12 protein-coding genes are annotated in these 12710 nt (G+C 34.2%); 3 read left to right on the top strand and 9 right to left on the bottom strand.

Translation table 11 applies throughout. The features are described from left to right. Nucleotides 1-133: 133 nt before the first annotated feature. The 3 genes from hitS to COE49_RS09825 all read right to left on the bottom strand — a co-directional run bounded on the left by hitS (nucleotide 134) and on the right by COE49_RS09825 (nucleotide 3729). Entirely contained in the window at nucleotides 134-1207 is a 1074-nt protein-coding gene (gene hitS, locus COE49_RS09835) for an envelope stress sensor histidine kinase HitS (protein ID WP_098945888.1), read from the bottom strand. Continuing rightward, on the bottom strand, nucleotides 1204-1881 hold the full coding sequence (hitR, locus tag COE49_RS09830) for a response regulator transcription factor (RefSeq protein WP_218012486.1): 678 nt from the start codon (nucleotides 1879-1881) through the stop codon (nucleotides 1204-1206). Before hitR ends, hitS begins: the two co-directional genes overlap by 4 nt. A gap of 87 nt (nucleotides 1882-1968) precedes the next feature. Further along, entirely contained in the window at nucleotides 1969-3729 is a 1761-nt protein-coding gene (locus tag COE49_RS09825) for an ABC transporter ATP-binding protein (protein WP_088230572.1), read from the bottom strand. 239 nt (nucleotides 3730-3968) lie between these two features. On the opposite strand from COE49_RS09825, the gene COE49_RS09820 reads away from it, so the two are divergent. Then, nucleotides 3969-4733 carry an alpha/beta fold hydrolase gene (locus tag COE49_RS09820; RefSeq protein ID WP_088230573.1) on the top strand — a complete coding sequence of 255 codons (765 nt, stop codon included), beginning with the start codon at nucleotides 3969-3971 and terminating at the stop codon, nucleotides 4731-4733. A 99-nt stretch (nucleotides 4734-4832) separates the two neighbouring features. On the opposite strand, the gene entFM is transcribed toward COE49_RS09820, so the two are convergent. Continuing rightward, entirely contained in the window at nucleotides 4833-6119 is a 1287-nt protein-coding gene (gene entFM, locus COE49_RS09815) for an enterotoxin EntFM (RefSeq protein ID WP_088230574.1), read from the bottom strand. A gap of 631 nt (nucleotides 6120-6750) precedes the next feature. Here entFM and COE49_RS09810 point away from each other — a divergent pair. Beyond that, nucleotides 6751-6942: a DNA mismatch repair protein MutT gene (locus COE49_RS09810; protein ID WP_088230575.1), complete on the top strand. Its 192-nt coding sequence runs from the start codon at nucleotides 6751-6753 to the stop codon at nucleotides 6940-6942. A gap of 46 nt (nucleotides 6943-6988) precedes the next feature. Here COE49_RS09810 and COE49_RS09805 read toward each other — a convergent pair whose 3' ends face one another. Together COE49_RS09805 and COE49_RS09800 are read right to left on the bottom strand one after the other, a co-directional pair. Then, nucleotides 6989-7591 (bottom strand): nitroreductase family protein, encoded by a 603-nt coding sequence (locus tag COE49_RS09805; RefSeq protein WP_170933760.1) that lies wholly within the window; start codon nucleotides 7589-7591, stop codon nucleotides 6989-6991. Nucleotides 7592-7834: 243 nt separating this feature from the next. Further along, nucleotides 7835-8788 carry a D-alanyl-D-alanine carboxypeptidase family protein gene (locus COE49_RS09800; protein ID WP_088230577.1) on the bottom strand — a complete coding sequence of 318 codons (954 nt, stop codon included), beginning with the start codon at nucleotides 8786-8788 and terminating at the stop codon, nucleotides 7835-7837. A 200-nt stretch (nucleotides 8789-8988) separates the two neighbouring features. Between COE49_RS09800 and COE49_RS09795 the strand changes: the two genes are divergently transcribed. Continuing rightward, nucleotides 8989-9990: a S66 family peptidase gene (locus tag COE49_RS09795; RefSeq protein ID WP_098252246.1), complete on the top strand. Its 1002-nt coding sequence runs from the start codon at nucleotides 8989-8991 to the stop codon at nucleotides 9988-9990. 88 nt (nucleotides 9991-10078) lie between these two features. Here COE49_RS09795 and COE49_RS09790 read toward each other — a convergent pair whose 3' ends face one another. The 3 genes from COE49_RS09790 to cydC all read right to left on the bottom strand — a co-directional run bounded on the left by COE49_RS09790 (nucleotide 10079) and on the right by cydC (nucleotide 12709). Then, nucleotides 10079-10525, bottom strand: coding sequence for a DUF6376 family protein (locus COE49_RS09790; RefSeq protein WP_088230579.1), 447 nt, complete (start codon nucleotides 10523-10525; stop codon nucleotides 10079-10081). An 88-nt stretch (nucleotides 10526-10613) separates the two neighbouring features. Then, the gene (locus tag COE49_RS09785) at nucleotides 10614-10835 is read right to left on the bottom strand and encodes a hypothetical protein (protein WP_140417346.1); all 222 of its coding nucleotides are present in this window, start codon (nucleotides 10833-10835) and stop codon (nucleotides 10614-10616) included. Nucleotides 10836-10984: 149 nt separating this feature from the next. Next, a complete protein-coding gene (gene cydC, locus COE49_RS09780) occupies nucleotides 10985-12709 on the bottom strand; it encodes a thiol reductant ABC exporter subunit CydC (RefSeq protein WP_088230581.1) in 1725 nt (574 codons plus the stop codon). Nucleotide 12710: the final 1 nt, after the last annotated feature.

The raw sequence follows: 12710 nt of genomic DNA, 5'->3' as shown, positions 1-12710 counted from the left end.
TTAAAATTGTATCTATGTTTATGTAAAAAGGCAATGATGCACTTTCATGTGCGTAGGTTACTTGTAGGTAACTATAGTAGTTATACATACATTTTTTAAAGAAAATTAGTGTTAGAAAGCTTTCCTCCTAACACTAATTTCCTTCATATTTAGGAATACGCACAATAAATTCCGTACCATTCCCTTCCTCACTCTCGACTTTTATTTCTCCTTGATGAAGGTCGAGTACTTTTTTTACGATGGCTAAACCTAAGCCACTTCCTCCATACGTACGATTTCGTGAAGAATCCGCTTTATAAAAACGTTCAAAAATATGTTGTTTCTGTTCTTCGGATATCCCAATTCCCGTGTCATGAATACGTATTTCTACGAACTTCTCATGTTCTTGTAACTGAATTGTAATTGTGCCACCACTTGGAGTAAATTTAATACTGTTATGAATTAAATTAATCCATACTTGACTCATACTTTCTTGGTCGGCAGTAATGTGTACTTTCTCTAAATTAAGTTCTAACTCAATTTCTTTTTCAACCCAGAGCGGCTCACTAGTTAATACAATTTGCTTTAACTGTTGATCTAATCGATAGGTCACTCTTTCTGGTGTATATTCTTCTGATTCTAAAAGGGTTAACTTCAGTAAGTTTTGACTCAGTTTAGATAATCTCGTTGTTTCCGTTTCAATAATGGTAAGATAATGCTTTCTTTTTTCCTCAGAAAGATTGTTATCTTGTAGCGCTCTAGCAAACCCTTTTATGGAAGTTAATGGTGACTGTATTTCATGCGAAACATTCGATACAAATTCTTGTCTCATTTTTTCCATTGCATTCAGTTCATCTGTCATATCATTTATACTTTTTACGAGTACACCAATTTCACCATCATACTTTTCTTCATTTCGTATTTTTACAGAGAAGTCCCCTTTTGCAATTTTTTGTATCGGTTCAATAATAGTCCAAATCATTGCCTCTCGCTTCGGTCTCATTAACACTCCGATCAATACCCAAATAAGAACAATAAATACAAAGCCGACCATATCACTAATTAAAAAAGTAACAAACGGCGATACGTTTATTTCAAAAGCATCTAATATGCTAGATGCCACATAAAATGCGATAGACCAAATTATAGTGAGAAAAGAAAAGAGCGCTATTACCGCCCCAATTACTTTCAACATCTTCAACTTACTCATTCGTTCTCTTCTTCTCATTTACTTACCTCTAAGCGATAGCCTAAGCCTCTTATCGTTTTAATACTAAACTTCGACTTTTCTTCTTGAAACTTTTCACGTAACCGATTAATATGAACGTCTAATGTGCGTTCATTCCCTTCAAAATCATACCCCCATACGTCTTCAATTAATTGCTCTCTCGAACAAGTTCTTCCTGCTTTAGATCCTAATGTAAAGAGCAATTCAAATTCTTTTAACGGCAGTGTAACCGTTTGCTCTCCGAGTGTCACTTCAAATGTTTTACGATTCAACAATACATGCCCAACTTGAATTGATTGCGATACTGTAATTTGGTAACGTTTCAATAACGCCTTTACTCTCACTACTAATTCTATAGGATCAAATGGTTTTACAAGATAATCATCTGTTCCAAGGTGAAATCCTTTTACTTTTTGAGACGTTTCTCCTTTAGCAGTTAGCATCAGAATCGGGATATCATAGTATTTTCTTAATTCAAAACATACATCAAATCCATCCATATTCGGCATCATAATATCAAGAATAACCATATCAACTTTCACTTCATCTATTTTCTGAAGTGCATCTAGTCCATCAATTGCTTCATATGTTTGAAAACCTTCTCTTTCTAAAAATACAGACACAAGTTCTCTAATATGCGGATCATCGTCTACTATTAAAATGTTAAGTATCAAAGGAACCATTTCCTTTCTAATTAGCATCCTTGGTAAAACTTTTAAAAATGAATCATCAGCGGAGTACAACCCCACTGATGATTCATTTTATAATGCACCCTCTTTAATTTTCAATTGTTGCGTTGCAAATTCACGATACATGTCATGTGTGCGTAACAATTCATCATGCGTACCGCTACCAGTAAGATTCCCTTTTTCTATAAAGATAATTTTATCTGCATCTACTACAGTAGAAAGTCTATGTGCAATAACTAACGTTGTTCTGCCTTTCATTAAATTATTTAATGCCTTTTGAACGACAGATTCTGATTTACTATCTAGACTTGAAGTTGCTTCATCTAACATAAGAATTTGTGGATTTCGAAGTAACGCTCGGGCAATGGCAATTCGCTGTCTTTGTCCTCCAGAAAGCTTCACACCACGCTCTCCAACTTCTGTTGCATATCCGTTTGGCAAATCATGAATAAATGCATCAACATATGCCATCGCTGCTACTTTTTCAATTTCTTCATCTGTCACTTCGCCCTCAACACCGTAACAAATATTATCACGAATCGTTCCATCAATTAACGGACTATCTTGTGAAACGTAACCAATTTGACGTCGCCATGACTGTAATGAATAGTTCGTAATTGAATCTTTCCCTAATTTAATAGCACCGCTAGTTGGCTCATAAAAACGTTCTAATAGTGAGAATAACGTCGTTTTCCCGCTACCACTTGGCCCTACGATTGCTGTTACTTTTCCTGATTCAATTGTGAAATCAATATTTTTTAACACTTGCTCTTCTTCGTTATACTCGAAATGTACATTTTCAAGAACTATCGATTGCTTAGCATTTGTAACTTTCATACCAGTTTCATGGTCTTCTACCTCATATTCTAAAATCGTATTAATTCTTTCTGTTGCACCAATTGCCTTTTGAAATTGTGTAAAGAACATAGATAATTGACTCATCGGCATAATAATTTGAACTAAATATAAAATAAATGCTACCAGTTCTCCTGTTGTTAAAGCACCGCTAGAAACGCGCATTCCACCATATCCTACGATGATAACAAGTAGTGCCATTAAAACAAACGACATAACTGGTGAAATCAGCGCTTGCACTTTTCCTTCTTTCAAGCCAAATTGCAATAACTTTTGTATACCTGTATTACCTGTTTCATATTCTCTTTTTTCTGTATTTGAAGATTTCACTAAACGGATTTCTGATAATACTTGCGTTAACACACTTGTAAAAGAAGCTGTTTCATCTTGAAGTGCTTTTGAAATCTTATACATTTTCCGTCCAAGCGGCACTAAAATTAGCACAGACAATGGAATAACCGTTAATAGTAAAGCTGTCATTTTCCAATCTAAAACAAATAATACAATTAACGATCCAATTATTGAAATACCGCCAGTTAATAAGTTTGATAAGTGCTCAGAAATCAACGTCTTCACAACACCTGTATCATTTGTCATACGACTAATTGTATCACCTGTTCTATTTTTATCGTAATAGGATACCGGCAAAATAAGCACCTTTTTCCATAATCGTTCCCTCAGTCCCGCAACAATCTTCTGTCCAATATAATTTAATAAATATATAGACAATCCTGCAGCGATAGTTTGCATAATGAAGAAGGCAACTAATCCAACAATTTGTCCTGTACTAATTGACGACAGCGAAAAATTATCTACTAATCCTTTTGTTAACATCGGAATAAATAGGCTCGCTCCCGTAGAAAGCAAACTCATTAATAATGCAAAAACAAGAATCCCTTTCGGAGGATTTGTATCTTGAATAAGGCGTAAAAACTGCCTCCAATTCCCTTTTTTCTTCACTTCATTTCTAACTTCCATTCATGTTCATCTCCTCGTGTTAAACCAAACTGTTCTTTCTAAAACTAGAATACAATACAAATGTAAACTGAATGTAAACACACTTTTTCTATTTTTACAAAATATACATAAAAACTCATCTTTACAACATATATAAATATCTGATATTATTACCTGGTACTTAATATTATTCTATGTGGATTATAGATAGCTAATTAAAACACTATATACATCTCCAGTTATTGAAAGGAGTATCCTTTTTGCAAACAAATATACATTCCGAAAAGGAAACAATCATTTTTATTCATGGATTAGTTGGCAATCGTCGCGCCTTCAAAAAAGAGCATAAACGATTTTCTGCCTCCTACAACATTATTACTTATGACTTATTAGGTCACGGTGACGATAAAGGAGAAGCTATCGATTTTTCATTACAGCGCCTCGTTGATCAATTATTGAGCTTATACGAAAAAGAAGGCATTAAAAAGGCTCATATTTGCGCTTTAAGCTATGGTTGTTATATCTCTACAATTTTTGCACAAATGCACCCCGAAAAAGTATTAAGCATTTGTCATATTGGTGGACATTATAATAACCCTTCTCGTTTATATAGCGTATTTCAAAATTTTTGGGAGAAACGAGGAGATGAATACTCTAAATGGCTCTCTCAATACGCAAATACTATTTTTCCGAGCGGCATACTAAAAGCGAATCCATTCGCAGTTATTTCTAGAAATATTTATTACCGTTTCGGATTACAATTACATTCTTCAATTATTGCCCAATCATTACGACACCGGTTAGAATTCGATTTAAAATCTAAATTAAAATCACTTCCCCACCCTATACTATGGGTAATGGGCGAACATGATCATCTCTATAAATCTTGTCTTTTTGATTTAAAGTCTATCTTGCCAAATGTTCTATATAAAGAAATACCTTTAGCAGGACATGCAGCAAACTTATTTCGTCCTAACTACTTCCATGACCTATACGATCGATTTTTAAATGGGAAGTTAAAGTAAAAACTACTACACTCCCAATTTATTCAACTATAAAAAGGCTTCCCAAGTTTCCCTGGAAAGCCTTTTCTCTATACGAAAAGTATATAAAACTACTTTTTCTTAGTATGCTTTTGTATAACCTAATAGGTGCTTGCTCCAGTAAGAGTTGTTTACAGAACTAATACGTACACCAGTTGCATCAGTTTCTGCACTAATGAACTGACCGTTTCCTAAGTAAACACCCATGTGAGAAGGACCTGATTTATAAGTATTTTGGAAGTATACTAAATCACCTGGTTGTGGATTGCTAGTTTTTGTTTTAGAGCTCCAGTATCCAGCAACTGTTTGACGAGCGCCTGTATGACCAGTTTGATTTAATACGTAGTGAATGAATCCACTGCAGTCAAAACCAGCAGGTGTTGTACCAGCAGTTCTGTATGGTGAACCATTTAATGATCTAGCGAATCCAGCGATTGAAGATGTATCTCCACCTGTTGGCGCTGTTGGTTTTTGTACTTGGTTAGAACCTTGATTAGAACCTTGGTTACCACCAGTAACTACATTGTTCACTCCGCCTTTTACAAACTTAACAAAGTCTGCACTTACGTAACCTGTGCGGCCGTTATGGTTAATTTTATACCAACCATTTTCAGCGCCAGTAACGTTTAATACTGTACCGTTCGTTACTCCACCGATTACAGCGTTATATGTAGCTGGGCCTGTACGTACTTTTAAAGCACCAGTGTTAACAACATAAGAACCACCAGTTTGAACTGTAGTAGTATTGTTGTTTGTAGTTGGTTGTTGTGTTTGGTTAGATACAGCAGAACCACCTTTTGTTACGAAGTCTTTGCTTACGTATCCAGTTCCACCATTGAAGTTGATTTTAAACCAATCTTGTACTTCACCTACAACTTGTACTGTTTTACCTTTATTTACAGAGCCTAATACTGTATGAGATGTACTTGGGCCTGTACGTACGTTAAGTGAAGAAACGTTTACTGTGTAAGTACCTGTTCCTTGTTGAACAGTAGTTCCTGTTTTGCCACCAGTCGTTACGAAGTCACCACTTACATAACCAGTTTGACCGTTTACATTAACTTTGAACCAACCGTTTTCTTGTCCAATTACTTGTAGTACTTGACCTGATTTCACTTTAGAAATAACGTTATGTCCTGTGCCAGCACCTGAACGAACATTTAATACATCAGCAGTTACTGTGTATTTTAAATCAGAGTTTGTTTCTACAGTTTTTGTTTCAGTTACAGTCGTTTGAGTTTGTGTTTGAGTTTGTCCATTAATTTCTTTTAGCGCTTCGTTTGAAACTTGTGCATGAGCAGAATCCATACCTGGAACTGCAACACCTGCTACTGAAGCTGCTGCTAAACCTGCAATTATTTTTTTCATAAGTTGTCTTTACTTCCTTTCCCTACTATCCTCTTAAAAAAAACTTACAAACTTAATACTTTACAATATTATCAAAGTAAAATATTCATCAAGTTCCATTTTTTAACAAGAGTTTTATTTTTCACACAGAGTTCATTTTAAACGAACGAAGTGAAATCCGTGTGAACTTCATGTGAACTTTACCATTAAACACACTGTTTTTGCAACGGTTTTTTCAAATTTCTTATGTATTGCATTAAAATTCGACATTTCATTTGATATTTTAATATAGAATTTTCATTGTCTATCCACTACAAAAAATTCTATTAACCTAATACAAAATAAAGTATGTGTTTCCTTATAAAGTTACTTACATGAAGTGTACTCTTATCATGACAAAAAAGACTTTATTTATCAATAGTATAATATTTTTAGAAAACTAATTCCCTATACTATATACAATTCCGAAACAATTTGACGAATTGTAAGATTTAGTTCACAAAACCTCATTTCTACTTTAACGAAAACACATACCTACCAACTACACATTTTTTCTAACTATGGAATTCCCAGGATAATTCTAGTATTATATACACATCCAAATAAAACGAAATTTTAGCGGATTGATTTTTTTAATGAGATTCTTATTTGAATAAAAAGGGGAGGTGTATTTGTGAAAAATATAATAGATAACCCTATAAATAAAAATATAGAACTGTACTATGCAGTTATTCAATTCGCCTCATTTATAACATCACAAAAAATATCGACTATTGAAACGCTTAAAAACGAATTAAAAAATCAGATGAAAAATGCAGAGCAAAAAAATCCTTATTACGTATAAAAAGGTGAACAGGTTATATTCCTGTTCACCTTTTATAATTTCTACATTATTTATAAATTTTCACACGAGTTTCTAATGGTTGAAATTCTTTTTGACCAGCAGGTGCTACTGGTTTACCAAACGGCATTTGTGCAGTTAGTTTCCAATTCCCTGGAACATCCCATTCTTTTCTTACTTCTTCATCAATTAACGGATTATAATGTTGCAATGTAGCACCAAATCCTTCAATTTCTAAAGTTGTCCAAATTGCAAATTGTAACATACCTGAAGATTGCTGAGACCAAATCGGGAAATTTTCTTTATATAATGCAAAGTTTTGTTGCAGTTCTTCCACTACTTGACTATCTTCAAAGAATAAAACCGTTCCATAACCACTTTTAAATGCATTCATTTTTTCTTCAGTAGGCGCAAAGTTATTTTCAGGTACAATTTTTCGTAGCGTTTCTTTCGTAATATCCCATAATTTATCATGTTGTTCTCCTAGCAAAACAACAACACGAGCACTTTGAGAGTTAAAAGCTGAAGGTGTATGTTTTACAGCATGATAAATCACTTCTTGAATTTTTTCATCAGAAACTACTTGCTCTTTGCTTATTGCGTAAATAGATCTTCTGTCTTCAATTGCTGCGTAAAAATCTTTTGCCATCATAATTCCCTCCAATTTTCATTTGAGGCCATTTCATATGTATACATCATATTACGCCCCTCAAACTTATTATTAATAAGTTTATAACTTTATAATATCAATATGAGGATGCAAACTCAAACGATTACACTTATTTTTAGCATATTTCCCCTTTTTACAATGAAAATAAAAAGACTGTTTATTGTTATCTAAAATAAGTAACAACAAACAATCTTGCTTATGTAGCAATTTACAACGATATTTTACTTAATTAACTAATCCAAATGCATACGACATTAACTTATTCGTCTCTGAAAAACGTTTTGTTTTACTCGATGTCCCCATCACAACTGTAATAATTCGATTATCACCTTGTTTTGCAGTACCTGTAAAACAATACCCAGCACTATCTGTAAATCCTGTTTTTAGCCCGTCCATTCCTTCTATATGTAAACTTTTATTATTTTCATTTAACATTTCATTTGTATTTGTAACTGTAGTATTATTAAATGCTAACTGACTCTGTCTTAAATGCGTTACTTCTAATATTTCAGGATAATCTTTTATAAGGTGATACGCTAATTTTCCAACATCAGCAGCCGTCATCTTCGTTTCACTTCCATCAGGCTCTTGTAGCCCTGAAGCATTTGCGAATTTAGCATGTTCCGACATTTCCAACTGTTTCGCTTTCGCGTTCATAATCTGAACAAAATCTTTCTCCGTCTTTGCCAGATGCTCAGCTAAAGCAACTGCTGAATTGTTAGCTGACTCAATCATTAACGCATGGTATAAATCTTTTACAGTTAACGTATCATTAACTTGTACTGGAATTCTCGCACCTTCGGTTTGTGCCGCTTTTGCACTTATTTTCACAGGATCTTCCCAGCGAACTTTCCCATTATGTACACTTTCTAATAGAAGATATGCTGTCATCATCTTAGACATACTAGCTGGCGCAAAAGCCTCATTCTCGTTATTTTGATAAATAACATCACCATCACTCGCATCAATAACGATAGCCGCCTTCGCATTAATTTCTGGTGGAATATACTTTTGTGGAACTTCCTTGTCAGAGAGCCCTATTTTAGGTAACTCAGCTACCTGTAAAGGTTGAGCATCTACGCTGTCCCCACTCTTTTGAGCTCCTTGGAAAAAGAACCAACATATACCCAAAATTACTACTGATAGGATTGCCATTATTCCCCATTTCAACTGCTTCATTTTAAAACTCCTTTTGTAACCTTTTATACACTCAAATTTAACCTTAACAACAATTACTTTATATCGTCAAGATAAAAAGTATATTTATTTAGCTACAACAATTATTATTTCAGCTATGTTAAACTTACAATAACGAAATATGAGAAAATTCAATTATATCAAAACCCAAAAAAACTATATAATAGAAAGGATTCATACAAATGATACTTCCAAAACCATTGAAATATGGAGATACAATCGGCATATACTCGCCCTCTTCACCAATTACCTACACTTCTCCAAAAAGATTTGCACGAGCAAAATCTTACTTACAACAGAAAGGATTTCGTATATTAGAAGGTTCCCTAACAGGCCGACATGATTACTATCGTTCTGGCAGTATACAGGAGCGTGCTGAGGAACTAAATGACTTGATAAGAAATCCTAATGTCTCTTGCATTATGTCAACAATTGGCGGCATGAATTCTAATTCATTATTACCTTATATTGATTATGGTGCTTTTCAAAATAACCCTAAAATAATGATTGGTTATTCAGATGCGACCGCTTTATTACTAGGTATTTATGCAAAAACAGGAATCCCTACATTTTATGGTCCCGCACTTGTTCCTTCCTTTGGAGAATTTGAACCTTTTGTAGATTATACATATAAATATTTTGCAGAAACGTTACTGCATAATCAACCTCTTCCTTATCATATAAAACAACCGTTATTTTGGTCAGATGAATATATGAATTGGGAAGAGAAGACGAAAGAAAAAGAACTGAGGCCAAATAATTGGATTTCTGTAACGAATGGACGTGCTACTGGGCGCATTATTGGCGGGAACTTAAATACAATACAAGGAATTTGGGGCAGCCCCTATATGCCTCATATTCAAGAAGGAGATATTCTATTTATTGAAGATAGCTCAAAAGATGCAGCTACTATTGAAAGAAGCTTTTCCTTACTTAAGATTAACGGCATATTTGATAAAGTTTCAGGTATCATTCTTGGAAAACATGAGCAATTTGATGATTGCGGCACAAATCGAAAGCCTTACGAAATACTATTAGAAGTGCTACAAAATCAAAAAATCCCTTTTTTAGCTGACTTTGATTGTTGTCATACCCATCCAATGATCACTATGCCTATCGGTATTAAAATAGAAATGGATGCAACCAATAAGACAATACATATTTTAGACAAATGGAACGTCTAATAACACTTATATTATAGGAAGAAAATATGGTGAGCTTTTCTTTTAGAAAACATTAAAAAGCTCTGTTTATTAAAAACAGAGCTTTTTATTATTGTCCTAAATTTTGCACCTTATCTTTCAAATCTCGCACTTGATCTATCGTCTGCATAAGCTCAGAGTTTTTAAATTGCTCTACATCCATTTTTCCTTCCTCTATCTTTTTCATAGATGTATCAATCAATTCACTTAACTTCTCATTATAGCCAACAATTTGCTCATGAAGATCCTTCGCTACATCTGGTGGTGTTAATTCATTGAAAGCAGGTATATCTTGCTTAATTTCATTCAGCTTCGTTTCCAATTCTTTACGAGCTTCACCATCATTAATAGCCTTTTCAACTAATGCTGGTGCTTCATTTGCAAATGCACTGACTTCATTCACATAGTCTGTTGCTTTTTGAGCATAATCTAATGAGTTCTTCCCTTCCTCTACCATCGAACAACCTATTAAACCCATTGAAACTATAAATACTAATAAAATGGATTTTATTTTCACATTATACTCCCTTCGTCTTTATAATTCCCTATATGCTTCCCTTCATAACTTCTAGCTAAATTGCTTATAACCTTTTTCAAATTACTACTTATCCTCTTACATGTCCTATTATCGTTACAACATCTATTTCTATATGTACGCTAATAATGTCTTCAATTATATCCATATATCCTTGTCCTATAGCTGTTCCGTAGTGTAATGAAAGTCCCTTCTTTTCGTAAACTGACTTTGGTACTGTAAAAATAAATCTCCTCATGTTCAGTTCATCAGCAGGTTCCATAATTAAAACAATCCCATCCTCATCAAACATATACTCTCGCCCTCCAACTTTACATTCACTATGGCTCAGTATTGCCTTAGACAGATAGATTTTAAACACCATCTTCAATGAAACCATTCGAATCTTACAAAAAAACACAAACCTTGAGCTATCAAGAATTTGTGTTTTTTATGACATATTTAAATGCCTTTATCAAGTTCATAAAGCATACGATACTTTTCGTTTTCTTTAAGAAGTTGTTCATGACTGCCTTGCATTACAATTTGACCACAATCAAGGAATATAACTTCATCTACATGTTCTATTCCTACAAGATGGTGTGTAATCCAAATAACGGTCTTTTCTTCAGTTGCAGAAAACATTGTTTCGATTAAAGACAATTCTGTTTTTGGATCTAAACCGATAGTCGGTTCATCAAGTACAACGATTGGTGTTTCTTGCATAAGGGTTCTAGCAAAAGCAACCCTTTGTCTTTCCCCACCAGAAAACCGCTTTCCCATTTCATGCATTTTTGTTTGTAACCCATCTGGAAGAGAAGTAATATGCGAAGCTAATTGTGCTTTCTCTAAAGCTTTCCATATCTCTTTATCAGCCGCCTCTGGTTTACCGATTCGTACATTATTTCCAATTGTCGTATCGAACAAATGCGGTTTTTGATTTAATACAGAAATGTATTTGGATAAAAGATTCGTATGAGCTTGTTCACCATTTAATAAAACTTCGCCATTTACCGGGCGTAACGCCCCTGTTAACAATTTTAGTAAAGTAGATTTCCCTGTCCCACTTCTGCCTAAAATAGCAATTTTCTTTCCTGCTTTTATTTGTAATGATACATCTTTTAATATCATCTCATTACTATCGGGATACATATATGATACATGATTCAATTCAATATCTACATGTTTTGGTGCAACGTAATCTTTATCTCCATGCAAATCCATTTCATCATGTAACATACTATCACTTTCTACGCGCTTAAGACGATGAGTAGATTCTACATACGATGGAATTCGATCGACGGCATCTGCAATTGGAATAAGCGCATTTGTTACAGATAATGTCATTAATACGAAAGCTGCGATAACTGTAGGAGCAATCTGTGCACTTGCGGCTTCATTCCCAGTCCATATAATCATTGAAATCACTACAATCCCTACTACTAACTGAATGAGGCTGTCTCGAATATGATACCAGCGTTTCACTCTCTTTTCCGTTTTTAACAACTGAGCATTTTGCTCTACATACTCATTAATAAATTCATCTTTTCTACCACTTGCCTGCCAATCTGATAGTCCAAAAACAGCATCTGTTAATTGTTGATACAAGCGGTTTCTTCCTTGCTTCAAAGTAACATGATGTCGCTTCATTAATAGTAATGATACAAATGGGAGCAGAAAAACGATAATAGCCAACATACACCCTGTAATGAATGCAAACACAACATCAAATGCACCAATAACAAGTACGAATATACTATATACAACTAGTGCCAATATACTAGGGAATATTGTACGTAAATATAGGTTTTGCAAATGCTCTATATCTTCGGATAGTACACCTAACACATCACCTGTTTGAAATCGTGAACGGAAAAATAACGCCTGTGGTTCTACTATTCTGTATAATTTCGTTCTCATTCTTTCCAATATTCGTAGTACGACATCATGTCCCACTAACCGCTCTATATAATGAAAAACAGCTTGCCCTATACTAAACGCACGCGTTGCAACAATAGGAACATATACAACCATTACATTTTCTGGTCTGAGAGCAGATTTAGAGATTAAATAACCTGAAATGAAAAGTAACATCGCACCTGAACTAACTCCGAGAAGCCCAAGAAATATAGTCAAAGTCATTCTACCTTTATTTTGCTTTATATAAGGTTTAATCCAGCTACTCATC

Source organism: Bacillus sp. AFS029637 (assembly GCF_002584985.1).
Taxonomy (GTDB): Bacteria; Bacillota; Bacilli; order Bacillales; family Bacillaceae_G; genus Bacillus_A.
This window is presented reverse-complemented; position numbering and strand designations above follow the sequence as displayed.

What these genes read in the sequence shown, in the direction of transcription:
- hitS (WP_098945888.1), bottom strand. Translation starts at nt 1,207, where the DNA reads ATGAGAAGAAGAGAACGAATGAGTAAGTTGAAGATGTTGAAAGTAATT.
- COE49_RS09825 (WP_088230572.1), bottom strand. Translation starts at nt 3,729, where the DNA reads ATGGAAGTTAGAAATGAAGTGAAGAAAAAAGGGAATTGGAGGCAGTTT.
- entFM (WP_088230574.1), bottom strand. Translation starts at nt 6,119, where the DNA reads ATGAAAAAAATAATTGCAGGTTTAGCAGCAGCTTCAGTAGCAGGTGTT.
- COE49_RS09805 (WP_170933760.1), bottom strand. Translation starts at nt 7,591, where the DNA reads ATGATGGCAAAAGATTTTTACGCAGCAATTGAAGACAGAAGATCTATT.
- COE49_RS09800 (WP_088230577.1), bottom strand. Translation starts at nt 8,788, where the DNA reads ATGAAGCAGTTGAAATGGGGAATAATGGCAATCCTATCAGTAGTAATT.
- COE49_RS09795 (WP_098252246.1), top strand. Translation starts at nt 8,989, where the DNA reads ATGATACTTCCAAAACCATTGAAATATGGAGATACAATCGGCATATAC.
- COE49_RS09785 (WP_140417346.1), bottom strand. Translation starts at nt 10,835, where the DNA reads ATGTTTGATGAGGATGGGATTGTTTTAATTATGGAACCTGCTGATGAA.
- cydC (WP_088230581.1), bottom strand. Translation starts at nt 12,709, where the DNA reads ATGAGTAGCTGGATTAAACCTTATATAAAGCAAAATAAAGGTAGAATG.